The sequence below is a fragment of the Flavobacterium endoglycinae genome (assembly GCF_017352115.1).
In the GTDB taxonomy this organism is placed as follows: domain Bacteria; phylum Bacteroidota; class Bacteroidia; order Flavobacteriales; family Flavobacteriaceae; genus Flavobacterium; species Flavobacterium endoglycinae.
Genome location: NZ_CP071448.1, coordinates 2,849,696 through 2,870,776, shown reverse-complemented (window position 1 = coordinate 2,870,776; position 21,081 = coordinate 2,849,696). Strand labels below are relative to the sequence as shown.

General features: G+C 34.0%; 24 protein-coding genes. 9 read left to right on the top strand and 15 right to left on the bottom strand.

Translation table 11 applies throughout. The features are described from left to right. Positions 1-300 precede the first annotated feature (300 nt). The 3 genes from J0383_RS12455 to J0383_RS12445 all read left to right on the top strand — a co-directional run bounded on the left by J0383_RS12455 (position 301) and on the right by J0383_RS12445 (position 4,154). Entirely contained in the window at positions 301-3,048 is a 2,748-nt protein-coding gene (locus tag J0383_RS12455; protein ID WP_207294372.1) for a TonB-dependent receptor, read from the top strand. A gap of 108 nt (positions 3,049-3,156) precedes the next feature. Further along, positions 3,157-3,582: a hypothetical protein gene (locus J0383_RS12450; RefSeq protein ID WP_207294371.1), complete on the top strand. Its 426-nt coding sequence runs from the start codon at positions 3,157-3,159 to the stop codon at positions 3,580-3,582. 83 nt (positions 3,583-3,665) lie between these two features. Next, positions 3,666-4,154: a septal ring lytic transglycosylase RlpA family protein gene (locus J0383_RS12445; RefSeq protein ID WP_207294370.1), complete on the top strand. Its 489-nt coding sequence runs from the start codon at positions 3,666-3,668 to the stop codon at positions 4,152-4,154. Positions 4,155-4,183: 29 nt separating this feature from the next. Here J0383_RS12445 and J0383_RS12440 read toward each other — a convergent pair whose 3' ends face one another. Beyond that, positions 4,184-4,639, bottom strand: a complete 456-nt coding sequence (locus J0383_RS12440) for a DinB family protein (RefSeq protein ID WP_207294369.1) — start codon at positions 4,637-4,639, stop codon at positions 4,184-4,186. 79 nt (positions 4,640-4,718) lie between these two features. Here J0383_RS12440 and J0383_RS12435 point away from each other — a divergent pair, with 79 nt between their 5' ends. The 4 genes from J0383_RS12435 (at position 4,719) to nadD (ending at position 7,392) form a co-directional block, all read left to right on the top strand. Then, positions 4,719-5,066: an arsenate reductase family protein gene (locus J0383_RS12435; protein ID WP_207294368.1), complete on the top strand. Its 348-nt coding sequence runs from the start codon at positions 4,719-4,721 to the stop codon at positions 5,064-5,066. A gap of 173 nt (positions 5,067-5,239) precedes the next feature. Next, a complete protein-coding gene (locus J0383_RS12430; protein ID WP_207294367.1) occupies positions 5,240-6,100 on the top strand; it encodes a YicC/YloC family endoribonuclease in 861 nt (286 codons plus the stop codon). A gap of 55 nt (positions 6,101-6,155) precedes the next feature. Beyond that, the gene (gmk, locus tag J0383_RS12425) at positions 6,156-6,728 is read left to right on the top strand and encodes a guanylate kinase (RefSeq protein WP_207294366.1); all 573 of its coding nucleotides are present in this window, start codon (positions 6,156-6,158) and stop codon (positions 6,726-6,728) included. A gap of 82 nt (positions 6,729-6,810) precedes the next feature. Further along, positions 6,811-7,392: a nicotinate (nicotinamide) nucleotide adenylyltransferase gene (nadD, locus tag J0383_RS12420; RefSeq protein WP_207294365.1), complete on the top strand. Its 582-nt coding sequence runs from the start codon at positions 6,811-6,813 to the stop codon at positions 7,390-7,392. A 296-nt stretch (positions 7,393-7,688) separates the two neighbouring features. Here the strand turns inward: nadD and J0383_RS12415 are convergent, their stop codons facing one another. From J0383_RS12415 to J0383_RS12350, 14 genes are all read right to left on the bottom strand, one after another. Next, positions 7,689-9,158, bottom strand: coding sequence for a nicotinate phosphoribosyltransferase (locus J0383_RS12415; protein ID WP_207294364.1), 1,470 nt, complete (start codon positions 9,156-9,158; stop codon positions 7,689-7,691). An 11-nt stretch (positions 9,159-9,169) separates the two neighbouring features. Continuing rightward, positions 9,170-10,102, bottom strand: a complete 933-nt coding sequence (locus tag J0383_RS12410; RefSeq protein ID WP_207294363.1) for an ADP-ribosylglycohydrolase family protein — start codon at positions 10,100-10,102, stop codon at positions 9,170-9,172. 1 nt (position 10,103) lies between these two features. Then, positions 10,104-10,835, bottom strand: a complete 732-nt coding sequence (locus tag J0383_RS12405; RefSeq protein WP_207294362.1) for a metallophosphoesterase family protein — start codon at positions 10,833-10,835, stop codon at positions 10,104-10,106. A 2-nt stretch (positions 10,836-10,837) separates the two neighbouring features. Beyond that, positions 10,838-11,386, bottom strand: coding sequence for an RNA 2'-phosphotransferase (locus tag J0383_RS12400; RefSeq protein ID WP_207294361.1), 549 nt, complete (start codon positions 11,384-11,386; stop codon positions 10,838-10,840). Positions 11,387-11,469: 83 nt separating this feature from the next. After that, the gene (locus J0383_RS12395; RefSeq protein WP_207294360.1) at positions 11,470-11,976 is read right to left on the bottom strand and encodes an O-acetyl-ADP-ribose deacetylase; all 507 of its coding nucleotides are present in this window, start codon (positions 11,974-11,976) and stop codon (positions 11,470-11,472) included. Further along, positions 11,973-12,386 carry an ADP-ribosylation/crystallin J1 gene (locus J0383_RS12390; protein ID WP_207294359.1) on the bottom strand — a complete coding sequence of 138 codons (414 nt, stop codon included), beginning with the start codon at positions 12,384-12,386 and terminating at the stop codon, positions 11,973-11,975. Before J0383_RS12390 ends, J0383_RS12395 begins: the two co-directional genes overlap by 4 nt. Positions 12,387-12,393: 7 nt before the next feature. After that, positions 12,394-12,921 carry an NADAR family protein gene (locus tag J0383_RS12385; RefSeq protein ID WP_207294358.1) on the bottom strand — a complete coding sequence of 176 codons (528 nt, stop codon included), beginning with the start codon at positions 12,919-12,921 and terminating at the stop codon, positions 12,394-12,396. 10 nt (positions 12,922-12,931) lie between these two features. After that, on the bottom strand, positions 12,932-14,014 hold the full coding sequence (locus J0383_RS12380) for an adenylosuccinate synthetase (RefSeq protein ID WP_207294357.1): 1,083 nt from the start codon (positions 14,012-14,014) through the stop codon (positions 12,932-12,934). A gap of 176 nt (positions 14,015-14,190) precedes the next feature. Continuing rightward, complete coding sequence (locus J0383_RS12375; protein ID WP_207294356.1) at positions 14,191-15,060, bottom strand: hypothetical protein; 870 nt, start codon at positions 15,058-15,060, stop codon at positions 14,191-14,193. Positions 15,061-15,062: 2 nt separating this feature from the next. After that, on the bottom strand, positions 15,063-15,398 hold the full coding sequence (locus J0383_RS12370) for a hypothetical protein (RefSeq protein WP_095928446.1): 336 nt from the start codon (positions 15,396-15,398) through the stop codon (positions 15,063-15,065). Between the two features lie 167 nt (positions 15,399-15,565). Then, positions 15,566-16,399, bottom strand: a complete 834-nt coding sequence (gene prs, locus J0383_RS12365; RefSeq protein WP_207294355.1) for a ribose-phosphate diphosphokinase — start codon at positions 16,397-16,399, stop codon at positions 15,566-15,568. 74 nt (positions 16,400-16,473) lie between these two features. Then, on the bottom strand, positions 16,474-17,166 hold the full coding sequence (locus tag J0383_RS12360) for an NUDIX hydrolase (protein ID WP_207294354.1): 693 nt from the start codon (positions 17,164-17,166) through the stop codon (positions 16,474-16,476). Between the two features lie 109 nt (positions 17,167-17,275). Further along, positions 17,276-17,638 (bottom strand): PKD domain-containing protein, encoded by a 363-nt coding sequence (locus tag J0383_RS12355; protein WP_207294353.1) that lies wholly within the window; start codon positions 17,636-17,638, stop codon positions 17,276-17,278. A gap of 115 nt (positions 17,639-17,753) precedes the next feature. Then, a complete protein-coding gene (locus J0383_RS12350) occupies positions 17,754-18,659 on the bottom strand; it encodes a LysR family transcriptional regulator (protein ID WP_207294352.1) in 906 nt (301 codons plus the stop codon). Positions 18,660-18,744: 85 nt separating this feature from the next. Between J0383_RS12350 and J0383_RS12345 the strand changes: the two genes are divergently transcribed. Together J0383_RS12345 and J0383_RS12340 are read left to right on the top strand one after the other, a co-directional pair. Beyond that, positions 18,745-19,506 carry a type 1 glutamine amidotransferase domain-containing protein gene (locus J0383_RS12345; RefSeq protein WP_207294351.1) on the top strand — a complete coding sequence of 254 codons (762 nt, stop codon included), beginning with the start codon at positions 18,745-18,747 and terminating at the stop codon, positions 19,504-19,506. A 177-nt stretch (positions 19,507-19,683) separates the two neighbouring features. Further along, positions 19,684-20,841, top strand: a complete 1,158-nt coding sequence (locus tag J0383_RS12340) for an iron-containing alcohol dehydrogenase (protein WP_207294350.1) — start codon at positions 19,684-19,686, stop codon at positions 20,839-20,841. Positions 20,842-21,081 lie beyond the last annotated feature (240 nt).

Here is a 21,081-nt window from a genome sequence, read left to right as displayed (position 1 = left end):
AATGAATTGAAACGCCTTAATTTAACTCTAATTAAGGCGTTTTTTCGTATAAATACCTTCTAAAAAGAGTATAAATTAACACATATTGCAAGTTTACAGCTACAAAGCAATTACAATCATTGCTGATTTAACAATATAACATCATAAAAATTCAATAAAAAATTATTTTCTTTAATAAAAAATCAAAAAATCATTTTAATACGCAACACAAACTTCAAAACTGATTTTTCTTAACATTTTGATAACATTATCTGATTTTATTGTTATAATTTTGCCAAAAACAATAAACTCAATAACAAAATGAAGAAAATGAAAAATTGGTTACTCACTGGACTATTTTTTATGATAGTTTCAACCGTATTTTCTCAAGGAAAAGTTACTGGTAATATTACCGACGGTACAGCAGGTTCGTTACCAGGAGCAAACGTACAGATCAAAGGATCTTCTACGGCAACTTCAACAGATTTTGATGGTAAATTTACTATCGACTCACCAAACGCTTCTGGCGAATTGGTAATTTCGTACATAGGTTTTGAAACTAAAACAGTTAAATTCACTGTTTCAGGATCTACAAACTTAGGTAACATTGTTTTAACTTCAAATTCTAACGAATTATCAGAAATTGTAGTTAAAAGTACTACAGTAGATATTGCTAAAGACAGAAAAACTCCGGTTGCTGTTTCTACAATTAAAGCTGCTGAAATTCAAGCAAAATTAGGAAATCAAGAACTTCCTGAAATGCTAAAAAGCACTCCATCTGTTTATGTAACAAAATCTGGAGGTGGATTTGGAGATTCGAGAATTACAGTTCGTGGATTTAGCCAAAACAACGTTGCTGTAATGGTAAATGGTATGCCAGTTAACGATATGGAAAACGGAGCTGTTTACTGGAGTAACTGGGCTGGTTTATCTGATGTAACTTCTTTCATTCAAGTACAAAGAGGTTTAGGATCTTCAAAATTAGCTATTGCTTCTGTTGGGGGTACTATGAACTACGTAACTAAAGCTTCTGACTTAAAACAAGGTGGTACTGTTGGTACTTCATTTGGTAACGATAATTACTTTAAATCTAATGTTGCTTACAATACAGGAAAATTAGACAACGGTTTCTCTGCTTCTGTATTATACAGCCATACTCAAGGTGATGGTTATGTCGACGGAACAGCTTTTAACGGAGACAACTACTATGTAGCTCTTGGATATACTACAAAAAACAACAAACACGATTTCCAATTTACGGTTACTGGTGCTCCACAATGGCACGATCAAAGATCTACATTTATCACGATAGCTCAATACCAAAAATATGGTACAGAGTCTGATCCAAATATCAAATACAACTCTGATTGGGGTTACAAAGGTGGTGAATCATTTAATATGGTAAGAAACTACTACCACAAGCCAGTTATTTCATTAAACTATGATTGGAATATCAACGAAACTTCAAAATTATCTACTGTAGCTTACGTTTCTTTTGGACGTGGGGGAGGCTCTAGAGGAGCTGGTGGTATTAGAGGTTTTAACTATGCTAATAATGCATTCAGAACTGCAGATGGTTTAATAGATTTTGACAAAATTGTTGCTTACAACTCAGGACAAACAGTAAACATCAATGGTACTAATTACACACGTACAACAAATGGCACAAGTGGACAATTCCAAAACAGCTCTGCTACAGGGAGTTTAACAAACTCTACAACAGGTATTTCTCAAATTTCATCTGTAAATTCTCATAACTGGTATGGTGCAATTGTTAACTTTAACAAAAAATTCTCTGATAAGTTAACTTGGGATTTAGGAATTGATGTAAGAGGATACAAAGGTATTCACTACCAAAACATAAATAACTTATTAGGAGCTGATTCATATATTGACAACTTTGATGCAAACAATCCAAACAGAGTTTTAACAAACACATATTCTACATATGCAGCTTGGAACGTATTCAAAAGCACAGATAAAGAAGAAAAAATTAACTTCTACAATGATGGTGATGTAAGATGGTATGGTGGATTTACTCAATTAGAGTACTCTTCAGATAATTTTACTGCATTCATTCAAGGAGCACTTTCTCAACAGGGATTCAAAAGAGTTGATTACTTCAAATATTTATCTTCAAACCCATTATCTAGTACAGATTACGAAAACATCTTAGGTGGTAACGTAAAAGGTGGTGTTAACTACAACATCAATGAGCATCATAATGTTTTTGTTAACTCAGGATACTACTCAAAACAACCATTCTTTAATGCGGTTTACCCAAATAATGCTTCATTAGTAAATGGTAACTTAACAAATGAGAAAATCTTCGGTATTGAAGCTGGTTACGGTTTACGTACACAGATGTTTACAGCAAACTTAAACTTCTACCGTACTTCATGGAAAGACAGATACCAAAGACAAAATGACGGAGCTACTGACAATCCTGGAGGTTACTATGATTTTGCTGGAATTACAGAAATTCACTCAGGTATCGAGTTTGATGCTACTGCTAAAGTTATGGACAAACTTACCCTTACTGGAATGTTCTCTATAGGAGATTGGAAGTATGACGGAACAAGTACAAGTAATCGTTACGATTCTGGAAACAATCCTATTGGTGGAGGAACTGCTACAACATTATATCTTGATGGTGTAAAAGTTGGAGATGCCGCTCAAACTACAGCAGCTTTAGGAGCAATTTATGAGATTTTACCACGTTTTACTGTTGATGCAAATTATAACTATAATGACAAATTATATGCTGCAATTTCTCCAGGAAACTTCACATCAGCAACTAATAGAGGTTCATTGCAATTACCTTCTTACGGTACAGCAGATGCTGGATTAGCTTACAAATGGTTAGTTGGTAAAAACAAAGATAACTCAGTTGGTTTCAGATTAAACGTCAACAACGTTTTTGATTACACTTACATCGCTGAAGCAAAAACAAACTACTTTGCTGCTGATTACCCTACTCAGCCAACATACAAAGGAATTTCTACGAACAACCAAGTATACTTCGGTTTCGGTAGAACTTGGAACTTTAGCTTACGTTACGATTTCTAAGAATTTAGAATCTAAATAAATAATAAAAACGGCATTGACTTTTAAGTTTAATGCCGTTTTTTTATACCTGTTTTTGCTATATTTGTTTTTAACAAAAAAACACAGTTTATGTACAACTTTATACAAAAATTACATTCGGGCTGGGCATATTTAGCATTATTGCTTTTATTGTTTGCCGTTGTAAATGCCCTTATCGGTTTTTCTTCAAAAAAAGAATTCACAGCAAAAGACCGCAAAATATCCCTATTTGCCCTAATTGGAATTCATACACAATTATTGATTGGTTTAGTCCTTTATTTTGTGTCTCCAAAAGGTCTTCCAGTTCTAGGACAAATGTCAAATTCTGCATTACGATTGACTTCATTAGAACATCCACTAATTAACCTTATTGCCATTGCTTTAATTACTATAGGATGGTCTAAACATAAAAAACTAATAAACAGCGAAGCAAAGTTTAAAACATTCGCTATTTTTTACGGATTAGGATTAATACTTGTTTTAAGTAGAATTCCTTGGAGCCTATGGTTCCAATAACCAACTAGAGCCCTACAATAGGGCTTTTTTTATCTCGGCATATTATTTGTACAAACTCCCCCAAGTCTGAAAAAAAATAACCTATGAGAAATAAAAATATTTTACTCGCCTCTTTTACATTATTATTTATCTGCTGTTTTTCTTATGTTATAAGTCAAACGAAACCTACAACTGAACCTAAAATTATACAGGATACGGTAAAAAACGTAAAACCAAACCTTATTGCTTTACCAACAGACTCAGTATTCACAGATAAAGGATTAAAACTAAAACCCTATAAAAAAAACGCTCACGCCTCCTACTACGCAGATCGTTTTAATGGAAGAAAAACTGCTGACGGAAGTCGTTTCAACAACAACAAGTACACTGCAGCACACAAAAGACTTCCCTTTGGTACAAGAGTCAAAGTTACTAATGAAGCCAACGGAAAATTTGTAATCGTAAAAATCACCGATCGCGGTCCATTTGTAAAAACCCGCGAAATCGACCTTTCAAAAAGAGCATTTATGGAAATCACCAAAAGTAAAGGTGCTGGTGCTATGAAAGTAACGCTTGAAACTATAGTAGAATAAAAAATCCCGCTTTAAGCGGGATTTTTGTTTTAAACTAATTTCTTAATTGCCATTACAATTCCGGTATGAATTCCTTCGTGATAATTATTAAAATTCAAAGCGTCATGCACATTGTGAAGTGTAAAACCCATACTTGTGGTATATTCGGTATAATCGACAAAAAGACCGCTTGCAAAATCATTTTCAGTTTTCTCTAATGTAGTAAAAAGCAGTTCTCTGATTTCATCAACTTCTTCCTGCGAAACATCACCTTCAGGTTTTGTGCCTTTTCGGTATTTTAAAATAAAATCTTCCGAAACTATCGCCGGTAATCCTGATAATTTATAAACCAATGACTGTTGTGCCGCTATACAATGAGCCACATTCCAAACTATATTATTATTAAATCCATCTGGTATTTTATTTAATTGTTCTAGCGAATGACTAGTTAAAAGTTTCAGCAGAATTTCCCTGCTTGTTTTCTGTACATTAAAAACTGAATTCATAATTTTATTTTTTTTCTAAAATTAGACATTTTTAAGCTCTAAATGGATTTTCTTTGCAATCTAATAAATTCACAACATCATGAATAAAATATATTACCTAGCTTCATGCGATACTTGCCGCAAAATCATTAAAAGCCTTCCAGAAAACAATCTTGTTTTTCATGACATCAAGCAAGATCCAATCACTGAGGAACAGCTGGAAGAAATGCACACACTTTCTGGAAGTTACGAAGCTTTATTCAGCAAGAAAGCGCAATTATATAAATCAATGGGATTAAAAGACAAATCATTGACGGAAGCCGATTTCAAAAAATACATTCTGGAACATTACACGTTCTTAAGTCGTCCGGTTTTTATTATTGATGGCAAAATTTACATCGGCAACAGCCAAAAAAATGTGGCCGCAGTTATTGAGGCTTTGAGTTAATATTTTACCGAATTCAATTACTTATTTCGAGTAAATTTTTAAAACAAAAATTAGGACACAGTATTGAAAATCGAAACTAAAAAGCCTTAAGTTCTCTAAGATTTTACAGATTACTGAATTACAGTCCAACAGTGCAAACTTTTATTTATCTTTGCGCCTTTATACTCAATTATATGATACAATCTATGACAGGGTTTGGCAAAGCATCTTTGCAATTGCCTACAAAAAAAATTACCGTTGAAGTAAAATCGCTAAACAGTAAAGGTTTAGATCTAAACGTAAGAATGCCATCGGTTTATCGCGAAATGGAATTAGGTTTGCGAACTCAAATCTCGACAAAACTTGAAAGAGGAAAAATTGATTTTGCAATTTATGTAGAAAGTACTGCCGAACAGACTTCAACCAAAGTAAACGTACCTGTTGTAAAAAACTACATCGCTCAATTGAGAGAAGTTTATGCTGATGCTGATGAAACTGAATTAATGAAAATGGCCGTTCGTATGCCAGATACATTAAAAACAGAGCGTGAAGAAATTGACGAAAATGACTGGGAGCAGATTCAGGTTATTATTGATGAAGCATTGCAAAACATCTTAAATTTCAGAAAAGACGAAGGCGAATCGCTTGAAAAAGAATTCAATTTAAGAATTGGAAACATTCGCCAGCTGATGAATGATACTCTGGCTTTAGATCCAGAACGTGTTCAGGCTATAAAAGACCGTTTGCAAAATGCTATTTCAGAATTAGAAGTAAATGTAGACGAAAATCGTTTTGAGCAAGAATTAATCTATTATTTAGAAAAACTGGATATAACGGAAGAAAAAGTACGTTTAACAAGCCATTTAGATTATTTCATAGAGACTTTAAACGGTTCTGAAGCTAACGGACGAAAACTTGGTTTTATCACTCAAGAAATGGGACGTGAAATCAATACAATGGGTTCTAAATCGAATCATGCTCAAATGCAGAAATTTGTTGTGATGATGAAAGATGAATTGGAAAAAATTAAAGAACAAGTATTGAACGTTCTATAAATACTACACAAATTTAAAGCTTAGAGCATATAGCTTAAAGCCTAAAGCATACACAATGAACAAAGGAAAATTAATTGTTTTTTCGGCACCTTCGGGATCAGGAAAAACAACGATCGTAAAACATTTATTAGGACAGGAAGATTTAAATCTTGAATTTTCGATTTCGGCGGCATCGCGTGCACCGCGTGGTGAAGAAGTTAACGGAAAAGATTATTATTTCATTTCGTTAGAAGAATTCAAAAAGCACATTAAAGCCGAAGATTTTCTGGAATGGGAAGAAGTATATCGCGACAACTTCTACGGAACTTTAAAATCGGAAATTGAAAGAATCTGGGCTTTAGGAAAAAATGTTATTTTTGACATTGACGTGGTTGGCGGCCTTCGTATCAAGCATAAATTTCCAGAAGAAACTTTAGCGGTTTTCGTGAAACCTCCAAGTGTTGACGAATTAAAACGCCGATTAAAACAGCGTTCTACAGAAAGCGAAGATAAAATCAATATGCGTATCGCAAAAGCATCTGTAGAATTGGCGACTGCACCTCAATTCGATGTGATTATCAAAAATTATGATTTAGAGGTTGCTCTTGAAGAAGCGCATCAATTGGTAAAGGATTTCATAAACAAGTAATTAGTGAATACTTTTTCAAAAACACTAAAAAACTAATCACCAATCACTCTTTACTAATCACTTTTTACTAGTTACTTCAACTATGAAAATAGGTCTTTATTTCGGAACTTATAATCCAATTCATGTTGGCCATCTAATCATTGCCAATCACATGGCAGAGTATGCTGGATTAGATCAGATTTGGATGGTGGTAACGCCTCATAATCCGTTAAAAAAGAAAGCGACTTTATTAGACGATCAGCAGCGCTTGCAAATGGTCTTTCTGGCAACAGAAGATTATCCGAAAATAAAACCATCTGATATCGAGTTTAAATTACCTCAGCCGAGTTATACGGTTATAACGCTCGCACATCTGCAAGAGAAATATCCAAATCATGACTTTTCTTTAATTATGGGTGAAGACAATTTGAAAACGCTTCATAAATGGAAAAACTATGAAGTGATTCTTGAAAATCATGATATTTATGTCTATCCTAGAATTTCTGATGAACCTGAAAATGTAGAATTAAAATCGCATCCCAAAATTCATGTTATTGATGCACCGATTGTAGAGATCTCTTCGACTTTTATTCGAAATAATATTAAAGAAGGGAAAAATATTCAACCTTTACTTCCTCCGAAAGTTTGGGAATATATTGATCATAATAATTTTTATAAGAAGTAAAAAATTTGAATTGCCTCCTGCTTTAGCTGGAGGTTTTTTATTTTCAGCAGTACAAGGCTTTAGCCAAAATTAAAGATGTTTGGCTAAAGCCGATGTAGAAATCAATATTTTTGACCTCCAGTTAAAACTGGAGGCAATTGAATTTAACCATACACAATCTTGTCATTCCGAGAAACGAGAAATCGCACTAGAATTTCCGCACAAGAATTTCTAGTGTGATTTCTCCTTCGTCGAAATGACAAAAAAATCAAATCATAAAAAAAGCCTGAATTTAAAATTCAGGCTTTTTGCCATAATTAAGCTTCGATACTCACGTTACTTTTTACTCTTGTTCTGATTTCACTTAACGTTTGATCAACCAAAAGCTTTCCATCTCTGAAAACTTCCTTCAATTCACCTTGTTTTTCTTCTTCCCAAGAAACATTATCAGTTAAATGATACTTACCGTCGATTAATTCTATTTTCATTAATCCTTTAGCCGATTTTTTAGTTCCGTCGTCAGTAATTGGATCTTTGAAGATAGCTCTTCCCTCTCCGTTCACTTCTCCGTAAGTGGCTTTCATCGCAAATCCGAAAGTATCTCTTGTATTGTATTGATATGTGAAAGAACCGATTCCTAAAACAACATTGGTAGAAGCAAATCCTTTTTCTTTTAATCTTTCGCAAATTTGAGTTGCTCTTGCTACTGTGATACTATCTCCATAAATCGCTCCAATTTGCGGCACCAATTCTTTGAATCCTTTAGCATTTGTAGTCCCGCCAAAAACATCCCAAAGCAATTCGATAACCCCTTTTTTCTCTTGTTCTGTTTTTCCGTTTGGATTTCCGCAGATAATATCTACCGGATCGCCACTGTCAGGACGAATTACTACTTTACCTTCTCTTGAAACGATTTCTTCTTTTAATCTTGGAAGATAATCCGTTAGAACTTTCCATAAATCCCAAGTATCAGAAACGATAGAAACAATTCCTTTTGGATACACTCCTGTAATTAATCTTTTAAAAGTTTCGTACTCGCCCTCAGTTGTTCCCATACACATAACAGAATGTTCTGTTGCTGCTACTGAACCAGCCACAAGCTCCTGATCTGAATTGGCATTGTAATATTCTTCCAAGAAATCAATTGCTGGAATCGTATCAGATCCTGTAAAACTTAATAAATGTCCCGCTGCAGAAGTCAAGGCTGCTTCGATTCCGCCCATTCCTCTCATTGAGAAATCGTGTGCTTGCCAATCTACAAATTCTGGAACAGAAGAAGTTTCTGCAGCATATTTGTCTAATACTTTTCGGTATTCTTTTGCAATTGTAGCAGAATTACAAGGCAACCAAACTACCGCAGAAAGTAACGTTTCGAAATAATTCGTCAGCCAGAAAAATTCTGGAATTGTATTATACATCGTAAACATCGGAACTCTCAACGGAACGCTTGCGCCTTCTGGCAAGGCTTTAAAAACCATAGGAATATATCCTAAATCGTGTAAATCTTCAATATGTTTAGTCCCAACTTGGTTTTCACCTAAATAATTATTGATTCTTCGTGAGTATTTTTTAACGACTTCTTCTTTTGATTTTTTAAAGAAATCTTCTTCAAAATCGTGGATAATATATTTTTTGATGAAATACTGCAATCCAAAAAAGATCACTTCATCAACTCCTTCAATTCTTGATTTTCTTGGTGTCCAGTTAGAATATACAATTGTAGTTCCGTCTGGGTATTGTCTTCTGTGGTCAACTTTGTAACCGTCGGTTAATAATAATGGGTTCATATATAAGTTTTTTACATTTTATTTGATAGACGTTCTGCTAAATCTTTTATATCTTTTACTCTTACTAAATTGTCAATCCACTTTTGCGGAATATTATCGATTCCATAATAAATTCCTGCTAATCCTCCAGCAATTGCTCCGGTTGTGTCGGTATCTCCGCCTAAGTTTACTGCCCTTAAAACCGTTTCTTCATAAGAATCCGAATTTAAAAAACACCAAAAACTTGCTTCTAAACTATGTAGCACATAACCCGAAGATTGAATTTCACTTTCCACATACAGAATATCATTTTTCAGAACTCTGTCAAACAACTGAACTTCAGCAGGATTATATTTTTTGTCTTCCAAAAACTTTGAAAGTATACTTTTCATATCCGTATAAGCTTCGAATTTATCTTTATCTTTTAGAATTTCCAAACAATAAATCACGTAAATAAAACAAGCGAAAACCGATCTGAAATGTGCATGTGTTATTGATGAAACTTCTTTTACTTTTTGGTAAATAACTTCAATATCATTTTCATTTTGAAGATAAAAGACCAAAGGCAAAATACGCATTAATGAGCCATTTCCGTTATCTTCTTCAGAAAATCCGCCACATAAATCAGGTTGATGTCCTTTTGTAATATTAAGAATAGCATGTCTAGTTGCGATTCCGATATCAAAAACTTTTCCATGTGGCGTCCATAAATTTCCGCTGTACCATTTGACAAAGTTTCTTGCAATATCATTTAAATCATAACCCGAACATAAACTTTCAGCTAGACAGAAAGCAAGTGAACTATCGTCGCTCCAAGTCCCTATTGGTTGATGATGCGTTCCAAAACCAAACATTTCAGTAACTGGATTTTGTTTTAAATAAGCTCTGGATTTAAATTCAACTGGAACTCCCAAAGCATCACCAACAGCCAAACCAAATAAACCAGATTCTATTGTATTTTTCATTTTATTTATTTCTTCCTTTTTCATTTGGATAAAATGTCTGAACTACATCACTTTGCCAAAATTCTTTTGTGGTTGTATCGATACAAGAAAGTTTTCCGTAAAAAGCGGCACCTGTATCAATATTCCAAACATTGCAGCCTTGCATTGGAATTTCTACATCATAATTTAGCGTTGGAGTATGTCCGATATAAATTTCATTATAAAGCAGTAATCTTTTCGGATACAAAAGCGAATCTTTTTTTATTCGTTTATCCATAGTCAGCGCCATTTCCCACAACGTTCTGTCCCACGAAAAATTGGTTTGATAATGTTCTTTTTCTGGTCCGTGCATCGATGAGAATCCGGCATGAATGAAAAGATTGTTGCTTTCATCTACAAAATAATCCTTCATTTGATTAAAGAATTCCAGATGTTTCTGTCTTTTGGAAAGATCAATATTTTCATAACTTTCTATAGTCGATTTTCCTCCATGCAAAAACCAAATATCATTTACAATATCGTTCATCAGCCATTCCTGACACCAGGCATCATGATTTCCTTTTATAAAAATGCATTCGTGTTTTTGAGATAAATCCATAAGAAACTCAATTACCTGTGCCGATTCGTTCCAGCCATCCACATAATCACCTAAGAAAATCAGTCTGTCATTTTCAGATAAATCAATTCTTTTAAATAACTGAATCAGGGCTTTTAATCCTCCGTGAATATCTCCAAAAACAAGTGTTCTTTTCATTTTTAAAATTCAATATATTTCGCTGGAACCTCATCGGTCAACCAGACATTGTTTTCGGATAAATAAAATGTATATCCGTCTCTATGCATGGCGCCGCTTCTAACGGTTAAAATCTGCGGTACTCCTCTTCTGCTTCCAACTTTTGTCGCAGTTTCTTTGTCTTTGCTTAAATGTACATGCTGACGGCTCATTTTTTTCAAACCTTCTTTACGAATGCTTTCCATAAATTTTCCAACCGTTCCGTGATACAAAAATTCCAAAGGTGCCGTTTCTTCCAGATTTAATTCAACCGAAATCGAATGTCCCTGACTTGCACGGATTTTGGTTTTATCTTCATTGTAAGCAAACCGTTTTTTATCGTTATTTTCTACGACGTAATCTAAAAGTTCAACCGTCATTTCGTTCTGACTTCCCTTTTTATTACATTTTATAATTAATTCCTCAACATCAGCCCATCCATTTTCGTCTAATTGTAATCCGATAGTTTCAGGCGAATGTCTAAGCACCAGACTTAAAAACTTGCTGACACTTTTTGCTATTTTTTCATTCATTTTTTTACCAATCAAACGTTCCCACGGAACGTAAATTCAATTAATCTATTTTTTCTACCGACCAGATGTTCCTAGCGGAACAACTATAGAATACTTTTATAAATCTGATAATTTTCATCATCAAAACATACAAACAGTACTTTTTCTATTTCAGAAATTCTATCAAACTCTTTCACAACTTTTACCGCGATTTCAGCTGCTTTATCTTTCGGAAAATGATAAATTCCTGTACTGATATTTGGAAAAGCAATAGTTTTGATTCCATTTTCTACCGCAAGAGCCAAACTGTTTTGATAACAATCTGCCAGCAATTTTGATTTTTCTTCTTTGTCGCCATTCCAAACTGGTCCAACAGTATGAATAACATATTTAGAAGGAAGATTTCCTGCTGTTGTGATTACAGCTTCACCTGTTTTACATCCTCCTTGCTTATTTCTAATTTGGATACATTCGTCTAGAATTGCTTTTCCTCCTTTTCTATGAATTGCACCATCAACACCACCGCCTCCAAGCAAAGAAGTATTCGCAGCATTTACTATTGCATCAACTTGAATTTCTGTTATGTCTGCCTTTAATAATTCTAAAATCATTTTCTAAAACTATCTAGTTTTTCATTGAGTTCTTTGTTTTCACTTACCAAAGAACGATCTGTAAAATGCACATTTACGATTTCAATTCCGTTTACTATGTTAGCATTAAAATCAATTAATTCTTCCGACGGAATCCAAAGTTCATTATGATTTTTATCGCCAACATTTTGAATTTCATACTTTTTCAAAAAATCTGAGTTAACATCAAAAGCAGTTACAATTCCAATGAATCCGGAAAATTCGTCAACGGTATTCCATTCAAAAGCAATTTGATCTGCATATTGCTGATTCGTTACCGGATAAAAAATAGGTTGCCATTCTAACCTTGGTGGAAAAGCATTGTAATCCAACTCTGCGATTAATTCCACTTCTTTTAATCCAACTGGACGATATAATCTTGTTGTTTCCATAATCAATTTATCTCAATTCATCTCTAACTTCCATCAAAGCGAAACCTAAAAGATTTAATCCTTTCCAGGCTTCTGGTTTTAGAACATCTTTGTGATCTTCTGCCATTCCGATTCCCCAGATTGAATCGACTGGACTTGCTTCGACAATAACTCGTTCTTTAGTGTTTAATAAGAACGTTTTCAAATCAGCATTTTGACTGAATTTGTGAAAGTTTCCTTGTTTTACAATTTCATATCGGTTTTCTAACCAAACCGTATCTACATAATTTTTGACTTCTCTACCGAGTTTTTTTGCTTCAGCTGGAGAATCGGCTTTAAGGATTTTTACTAAAATTTCCTGATCGTTGAATAATTCTGCTTTTTTGGCCATCATCCAATGTTCAGCAGTTTTGTAAGTTACTTTATCTACTTTAAAAGAACTTAACCACCACTGGCTGAAACAGGTTTTGAGAATTTTTCCGTCTTTACTGGGTTGGTGCCCCCAGAAAAATATAAACTTACTTTCTGGAGTTATGGTATCTGTATTGTATTTCATTTTTTCTATTTTATTGAAACAAAGAAATAATGTTTTTAAAATCTTTTGAATCGGGTGAAAATGATCCGTAGATTTCGCTGAATTCCGTTGTGAGATTTTCAAACTCATAATCCTGCTCCAGCTGATCCATACAAGTTACAACCAAATTTCGTTTTGCCATTGGGCTGTAAGCTGCATCGAGTTTTAGAGCGTAATTTAGAAGTTCGTAATTCAGGGTTCCAAAACGCAAATGTTTTTGGTATTCGTTAAAAACACAGGTTTCTTCTTCGTTATTTTTTAATTTTATTTCTCCTTCATTCGCCATCCAGCCATGTCCGTGACGCGTTGAATAACTTCTGGTTACGTAATAAACGGCTACATCTTCAATCTTTAGTTTATTACAAATTTCAATGGCATTTTTTGAGGTAGTATTGGCATACGTCACATTCGGAAAAACGCCGTGATCCATATCGAGCAGAATGCCCTGACTGCCTTCAAAAATGAGATTTTCATATTTCGAAAGGAATGTATAATCGACAATATTCCATTGTATCTTATCAATTGCTTCCAGATATTGATTGATTTCTTCATCGATTCCGCTTTCATTTAAAAAACCATAGTAATATGCAATTTGGTTTAATTTTTCTAAAAGCATTTCGCGAGGCGCAATCAAATCGATGGCAAACAATTTATACGGACCTTCATTTCTTTTCATGGTTGAACCAATGCCTTTTCCGCAGGTTCCGTTTTCAATGTTTCGTACATTTCCTCTGTTGTGCCAGACATCAAAAGGAGTGGTAACTTTTGCTAAAGGATGAATGTACAAATCCAGATTAGCGTTTTTTTCTTTTAATTCTTCTCTTTCGTTATACAAAAAAAGAGGATGAATCGTGCAATGTTCGCTGTAATAAGATGGAAGACCACGAAGTGCTCCGCTTGCAAAACTCGAATGGACGTGTTTTCTGTTGCCGATCATGACGGTATGCGCGGCTTGTTGTCCTCCCGAAAAGCGAATAACGATAGATTCAGGATTTTGTTCTGCCAGAAAATCTGTTGTTATGCCTTTTCCTTCATCGCCAAATCCTAAACCTATAACTATTTTCGCTGTTTTCATTTTGTTAATTGTTCGTCAATTATCTTTTAACATATAGAATCATAGCTTATTAGAATCTTAAAAAAAGGCGTTTCACTTATCGCAATTCACATAGCTACTATCTGCTAGAAACTAGTTTCTTTCTTTATTCTTTGACATTCAAAAGAGAAATCTATGTTTCCATGTGTTTAAAAAAATTAAAGCATTTCTATATTATCTAAACTGCTATCGCTTGCATCAGAAACCGGTATTGCTCCTAAACCAGAACTTTTATGTTTATCGCAGATGATCTTTTTGATTACGTTTGGAATTTCTCTGTGATCTTCAATAGATAAACAATTTTGTCCGAGTAGTTCTTTCCATTCAACATCGGCATTGATAGCTTGTCCTGAGTGCAATACACTGATGTGATATACATCGTATTTTTTTTGCGCTTCTGCTAATAATTCAAGATGCGTATAAGTCTGTTGTCCCTGCCCCATAATTTCTTTAATTGCTGAAGCTGGAAGCGTTTTTAAACCTGGTTCATCACCTACTGTAAACAATAATCCTTTTTCTCCTCTTTTTTCGAAAGCATCGATTTTAGTATGAAACGCTGCAAAATACCATGCTAAAAGATAACTTTCGCCAGCATTTCCTCCACCTCCACCTTCGATATACGTTCTTGTTAACCACATATCCAATTCTTCGTCACCAGATTCAAACTGTCCGACTTGAAGCGGATATCGGTCACATTCATGATCTCCAATTCCTAAGAATAAAAGTGCTGGATCTGGAACGCCACCTTGAATAATTCCTCCCATTAATTTTGGAAGTCCATCTTTTATTAATTCGTGTGGAATATGTCCCATACTTCCTGTAACGTCCAATCCTAAAATAATCGGAACAGTGTTTGGATGAACATCAGAATCTCTCGCTTCTCTAAAAATCACTCCATTCGGATTCATAGATTCATGAGCCATTCGCAATGCATTTTGTGTAAAAATCTCGCTAGCTGATTTACTAGCGTAACCTACTTTTTTTGCTCTGCTTTCGCGAGCACCGAAATCATATCTTGTACCTCCCATGACTAATATTTTTTACCAAATAAATATTCAAATCTCTTTTTTGTAACCTCAAACTGAATGTTTAAATTCCTAATGGTCAGCGAAAGTTCCATGTCTTTCTGAACAAAGGCTTCCGGCTGAAAATCGGCGAAAGTCAAACTGTTTTTATCCAGCGGACTAATATCAATTAATCCTTCTTGTTCTCTTTCGAGTCTTTTGATTTTTAATTCGATGTCTTCGACTCTTCGTCTGTAAATTAATTCAGAATCTTCACCAATTACTTTGGCTCTGTCTTCTCTAATTTGATCATTGTTTCTTTTTAAAGATTCAATAAATCTTGGTTTTAAATCGTCGCTCATAATTTTTATTGGTTGTTTTTGTTTCAGGTTTTTCTTTGTTTCAAGTTTCAAGTTATTTGCACCAACTTGGAACCTGGAACTTGAAGCTTGAAACAGTTAATAGATTTTTTTTAAAGGTTTCCAAAACAACTTGGAACTTGAAACCCGAAACTTTTAACTTTTAACTTTTAAACTAATTGATCTAGTCCAATTACCTGAACACTTTCACCTTCAAAATCTTTAAAAGAATTGGTTGTGAAAATACCATCAAAGCAGTTTAAAACTTCAAACCCTTTATTGAAAATCCCGTGGCTTACTGCTAAGTATAAGTTTCCGGCATTTTTCTTTTTTAGTTCTTCTGCTAATCCTACGAAAGTTCCTCCTCCGTCGCAAATGTCATCTACAATTAAACAATCCGTTCCTTCCAAATCATCGTTGTACACTTTGAAACCAGATAACTTTCCAGTTTTTACATCACGGCTTTTACTGCATTCTACAACCTCAACGCCACCTAAAAATTCAGATACTTTGTAGATTTTCTTTAAAGCGCCACCGTCTGGAGAAATCAGTTTTACATTCTCTCCAATTCTATTTAAAACTTCTTTAATAAAAGTATAGTTTGGGATTACAGTACAGTTATTCAACAAAGCTGGTGTAACTTCAGAATGCGCATCAAAAACAAATACTTTGTTCAGTTGCATCGCATTAATAATATCCGCATATACTTTTACAGACAATGGCTCTCCCGGAATCATAACACGATCTTGTCTTGCCGCTGGAAAATAAGGAATAAAAAGATCGATAATCTTAACGTCCATTCTGCGTAAAGCATCCACAGTAATACACAACAAACCCAAATCGTTGAATGAATTTAATCGGTGTGTAATCGTTACTTTTCTGTTGGTATCAAAATCGGGAACAATTTTAATGTGTGGTTCTCCACCAGAAAAAGTAAAACTTTGAGATTTAATTTGATCCTGATTTTGAAAAGGAGCGAATTTTGGGTCGAGATTTAGTATCATAGCTTTTAGGTTTGCGTTAATTATACGCAAATGTAGAATTTAATTTTAAATAAACAATATATTTTGTGTAAAAATTACGCAAACTTTATTTCGAAGTGGAAGCCTTCTTTAACTAATAAATTGTATTTCAGTTTATTAAACTTAAAAAGTTTTGCTGGTCTTCCGTTTTTAACGGGAGCAATTTTATCGGTTTGTTCCAAAATACCGTAACTCAATATTTTTTTTCTGAAATTTCTTCTGTCAATTTCCTTTTCCAAAATGGTACAATACAGGTTTTCTAAATCAGAAAATAAAAATTCATTAGGAAGCAAATCGAAACCGATTGGCTCGTAAGTCAGTTTTGATTTTAATCTTGCAATGGCTTTTTTCAAAATCAAATTATGATCGAATGCCAAAGACGGAATTTCATCAATCTTAAACCATTGTACTCTTTCGGCATCAGTATTGGCTTTAATTTCTAAATTCGAGGCATCGACCAAAGCATAATACGCAACCGAAATAACACGGTTTCTGGAATCTCTAAAAATATCATCTCCAAAAGTGTAAAGCTGTTCCATGAAATTAAGCTGCACATTCGTTTCTTCGTGCAATTCACGAATAACCGCATCGCTCAAAGATTCTTCATTCTGTACCAAACCTCCTGGTAACGCCCAATATTTATCGGCTGAACCAAACTTTTGTTCAATTAATAACACGTATAAATCATTGTTTTTATAACCAAAAACAATCGCATCAACTGCTATTCTAATATTTTGTAACTTTTCCATATTCAAAAATCATATCAAACAAATATAACGAATGAGAGTCAATTTTATAATCTGATGCAGAAGCATAAATTATAAAACTGACTCTCAAAAAAATCTTATTTTGGTTTTTCTAATTCACAGTAATTGTTTTCGTTTTCTCATGAGTACATTCTGAAGAACTACCTTTTTTTGTAGTAACTTCTGCCTTAACTGTATAAGAACCCGCTGTACTGTAGGTATGAGAAACTGAAAGACCTGTTGCTGTTTGTCCATCTCCAAAAGTCCATTTTACATTACTCAGCGTTCTATCGCTGCCAGCGTATTCAATTGAAAAGTTAATTTTTTTTGAATCCGCTGCATCTACAGGATGTTTTAATTCAGTAAGAATAGAATCTCCTAAACAATCTACTATAGCTTCATCATCACTTTTACTGCAAGAATTAATTATAAAAAACAGCATTATAAACATTAAAATAGTTGAGATCTTTTTCATACTGGAAAATTTTAGTGGTTTGTATATCAAAAATATTCTTTTAAAAGATCAAGTCAAAGCAAAAAGAAGAATTTTCGCATACTTTATAAAATGTTCCTATTCTATTTAAACTGTATTATAATCTATTACCAAAAAATAATTTGAGCTCTTTTTCAATTACATCGAAAATTGATTTGGCACTGTTATTTTTAGGCGTTAGCAAATACACAAATTCTTCGGGAACGTGAAAACTGTTCCACACCAACTGTAATTTGTTTTCTTTTATATAATTTCTTGCATTGCAATTCCAAGTCACGGCAACTCCATCATTTTTTGCCAACAATCTCAACATTTCAGATTCTGATGGAATGATATAATTAGGCACCATTGATGGTCTTTTTTTATTAAAAGCATGAAGCCAGAATAATTTTATATGTGGAATTCGCGCATCATGACTATACCATTTTTGTGCATTAAGCCATTGTTCAATTTCCGTAAAATTATCTGCTTTTAATTTTTGGCGGAATTCAGTTATGTCCAAACTTGACGGCGCGACCAAAATCAGTTTGATTTTACCCACAATTTCATAAGTGGTATCAAAAGTATCGAATCGTTTTGTAGTAATGGCAAAATCGAGTTTTTTAGAATCTACCAATGCAAAAAGTTCGTCATTTTCTGCGAAAGTAAAATCAATTAAATCAAACTTGGAGATTAAGAGATTTCCAATACAGTCAAAAAGATGTTTTGAAATTCCAACCGAAATTAGTCTTGTCGCATCTTCTGCTTTGGCTCTAAAACCAGTTTCGACACTTTCAAGACGATCGAGCGCATCTATTATCAAATTATTCAGTAACTTAGCGTATTCTGTTGGCTCTACTCCTTTCGATTTCCGATTGAATAATTTATTTCCAACGTGAGCTTCCAACATTGAAATCTGCTGACTAACGGCTGGCTGGCTCATAAACAATTCTTTTGCGGCTACTGAAAAGTTTCCGTTTTTATACACTGCCTTAAAGGTTCTGTACCATTCTAAATTTACCATGACATAAAATTATTTATAACAAACATAGTTTATTTTATTTTTACAAATATCACATTCCCCGTAAATTTGTTCAAAATTTAATATTATGAAGAAAATAGCACTATTCGCAATAACTGCATTTACAGCCGTAAGCTTTTCAGCATTGGCTCAAAAATCAAATAAAAAAGGTATGAAAAAAGTATTGTTTGTTGTTACCAGCAATGATAAACTGGGCAACACAGGAGAAAAAACCGGATTCTGGTCTGAAGAATTCGCAGCACCTTATTATGAATTACTAGATCAGGGAGTAGAAATTACAATTGCTTCTCCGCTTGGAGGACAACCGCCAATTGATCCAAAAAGTGCTGATCCAGCATCGGCAACTGAAGATACTAAGCGTTTTGATGCTGACCAAGTTTTACAGGAAAAATTAAAAAACACTTTGAAACTTTCAACCGTTAACCAAAAAGATTACGACGCTGTATTTTATCCGGGTGGTCACGGTCCGCTTTGGGATTTAGTGGAAGATAAAAGCTCAATTGCTTTAATAGAAGCTTTTTACACGCATAACAAACCTGTAGCCTTTGTATGTCATGCCCCTGCGGTTTTAAAAAATGTAAAAGTAAAAGGCGAATATCTGGTAAAAGGCAAAAAAATAACTGGTTTTACAAATGCCGAAGAAGAAGCAGTTGGTTTAACTAAAGTGGTTCCATTTTTATTGGAAGATGCATTGGCATCAAACGGAGGAATTTTTTCTAAAGGACCAAACTGGCAGCCTTACGCAGTAGCCGACGGACTTTTAATTACAGGTCAAAACCCAGCTTCGTCTAAATTGGTAGCTGGAAAATTGCTGCAAGAGTTGAAATAAAGGTGCTAAGGGACTTAGACGCTAAAGTTCTGAGGTGTTTTTCCTAGAAACTAAAATCTTAATCCTATTCACTAATCAATAAAATTAAATTAACAACGATGCTAAGTTTGCTGATTAAGTTCAATTCAATAAAACTTAGAACCTGAGTACCTTAGCATCTTAGAACCTTTAAAAAAAATGCTAAACTTTGAATTATACAACCCTACGAATTTAGTTTTCGGGAAAGGGCAGATTTCAAAACTTTCGACTTTAGTACCAAAAAATGCTAAAATTCTTTTGGCTTATGGTGGCGGAAGTATCTTTAAAAACGGAATTTACGATCAGGTAATCCACAATCTGAAAGGTTTTGATATTGTAGAATTTGGCGGAATCGAACCAAACCCTAGATTTGAAACGTTGATGAAAGCCGTTGATGTAATTAAAGCAGAAAAAATCGATTTTATCCTTGCTGTTGGCGGCGGATCTGTAATTGATGGTGTGAAATTTATTTCAGCTGCGGTTAATTTTGACGGAAATCCAATTGATATTCTTCAAAAAAGAATCTTGATTAAAGAAAATGCAATGCCATTCGGAACTGTTTTAACGTTACCAGCAACGGGAAGTGAAATGAATTCTGGATATGTAGTAACCATTGAAGCTACTCAGGAAAAATTATCTTCTGGCGGAAGCGCTTTGTTTCCTCAATTCTCTATTTGTGATCCTTCGGTAATTGCATCTTTACCAAAAAGGCAAATCGAAAATGGTGTTGTAGATGCTTACACACACGTAATGGAGCAATATTTAACGTATCCAACGGATGCTTTTCTTCAGGATAGAATTGCCGAAGGTGTTCTTCAAACTCTAATTGAAGTTGGACCTGGAATTGTAAAAAATCCAACCGATTATACTTTGGCTTCGAATTTTATGTGGAGCTGTACTATGGCTTTAAACGGATTAATTCAAAAAGGTGTTCCAAGTGATTGGGCAACGCATATGATTGGTCACGAATTGACTGCTCTTTACGAAATTGACCATGCCAGAACTTTGGCCATTATAGGTCCAAGTTTGTATCATGTGATGTTCGAAACTAAAAAGGGAAAACTGGCACAATACGGAAGAAGAATCTTTAATTTAACAGGTTCTGATGAAGAAGTAGCAAAAGAAGCGATCAACAAAACCGTAGAATTTTTCCATACCATGGGAATGGACACCAAACTTTCTCAATACACAGAAGATTATTCTAAAACAGCCGACTTTATCGTAAATCGTTTCGACGAAAGAGGCTGGAAAGGTTTAGGCGAAAATCAATTGGTGACTTTAGACAAAGTGAGATCTATTGTGGAACTTTCATATTAAATAAAATTCCAATTTTTTTTAAATTTCAAATTCCAAGGTTTTCTAAATTCGGGAATTTAGGATTTAGAAATTATAATTTAGATAGAAATAGAAAAGGCGTTCTTAACAAGTTTAGGAACGCCTTTTCAAATTACTAAAACAAAACTAACTAACTCAAATCTTGATAAATTCATTAAAATTCTAATTTCTAAACACTTACAACGCAAGTTTTTTTACTTTATTGTGCAAGGCGGTAATTTT

Bases quoted from the DNA above. Each gene is read 5' to 3' on its own strand.
- J0383_RS12455 (WP_207294372.1), top strand. From the start codon at position 301: ATGAAGAAAATGAAAAATTGGTTACTCACTGGACTATTTTTTATGATA.
- J0383_RS12450 (WP_207294371.1), top strand. From the start codon at position 3,157: ATGTACAACTTTATACAAAAATTACATTCGGGCTGGGCATATTTAGCA.
- J0383_RS12445 (WP_207294370.1), top strand. From the start codon at position 3,666: ATGAGAAATAAAAATATTTTACTCGCCTCTTTTACATTATTATTTATC.
- J0383_RS12440 (WP_207294369.1), bottom strand. From the start codon at position 4,639: ATGAATTCAGTTTTTAATGTACAGAAAACAAGCAGGGAAATTCTGCTG.
- J0383_RS12435 (WP_207294368.1), top strand. From the start codon at position 4,719: ATGAATAAAATATATTACCTAGCTTCATGCGATACTTGCCGCAAAATC.
- J0383_RS12430 (WP_207294367.1), top strand. From the start codon at position 5,240: ATGATACAATCTATGACAGGGTTTGGCAAAGCATCTTTGCAATTGCCT.
- gmk (WP_207294366.1), top strand. From the start codon at position 6,156: ATGAACAAAGGAAAATTAATTGTTTTTTCGGCACCTTCGGGATCAGGA.
- nadD (WP_207294365.1), top strand. From the start codon at position 6,811: ATGAAAATAGGTCTTTATTTCGGAACTTATAATCCAATTCATGTTGGC.
- J0383_RS12415 (WP_207294364.1), bottom strand. From the start codon at position 9,158: ATGAACCCATTATTATTAACCGACGGTTACAAAGTTGACCACAGAAGA.
- J0383_RS12410 (WP_207294363.1), bottom strand. From the start codon at position 10,102: ATGAAAAATACAATAGAATCTGGTTTATTTGGTTTGGCTGTTGGTGAT.
- J0383_RS12405 (WP_207294362.1), bottom strand. From the start codon at position 10,835: ATGAAAAGAACACTTGTTTTTGGAGATATTCACGGAGGATTAAAAGCC.
- J0383_RS12400 (WP_207294361.1), bottom strand. From the start codon at position 11,386: ATGAATGAAAAAATAGCAAAAAGTGTCAGCAAGTTTTTAAGTCTGGTG.
- J0383_RS12395 (WP_207294360.1), bottom strand. From the start codon at position 11,976: ATGATTTTAGAATTATTAAAGGCAGACATAACAGAAATTCAAGTTGAT.
- J0383_RS12390 (WP_207294359.1), bottom strand. From the start codon at position 12,386: ATGGAAACAACAAGATTATATCGTCCAGTTGGATTAAAAGAAGTGGAA.
- J0383_RS12385 (WP_207294358.1), bottom strand. From the start codon at position 12,921: ATGAAATACAATACAGATACCATAACTCCAGAAAGTAAGTTTATATTT.
- J0383_RS12380 (WP_207294357.1), bottom strand. From the start codon at position 14,014: ATGAAAACAGCGAAAATAGTTATAGGTTTAGGATTTGGCGATGAAGGA.
- J0383_RS12375 (WP_207294356.1), bottom strand. From the start codon at position 15,060: ATGGGAGGTACAAGATATGATTTCGGTGCTCGCGAAAGCAGAGCAAAA.
- J0383_RS12370 (WP_095928446.1), bottom strand. From the start codon at position 15,398: ATGAGCGACGATTTAAAACCAAGATTTATTGAATCTTTAAAAAGAAAC.
- prs (WP_207294355.1), bottom strand. From the start codon at position 16,399: ATGATACTAAATCTCGACCCAAAATTCGCTCCTTTTCAAAATCAGGAT.
- J0383_RS12360 (WP_207294354.1), bottom strand. From the start codon at position 17,166: ATGGAAAAGTTACAAAATATTAGAATAGCAGTTGATGCGATTGTTTTT.
- J0383_RS12355 (WP_207294353.1), bottom strand. From the start codon at position 17,638: ATGAAAAAGATCTCAACTATTTTAATGTTTATAATGCTGTTTTTTATA.
- J0383_RS12350 (WP_207294352.1), bottom strand. From the start codon at position 18,659: ATGGTAAATTTAGAATGGTACAGAACCTTTAAGGCAGTGTATAAAAAC.
- J0383_RS12345 (WP_207294351.1), top strand. From the start codon at position 18,745: ATGAAGAAAATAGCACTATTCGCAATAACTGCATTTACAGCCGTAAGC.
- J0383_RS12340 (WP_207294350.1), top strand. From the start codon at position 19,684: ATGCTAAACTTTGAATTATACAACCCTACGAATTTAGTTTTCGGGAAA.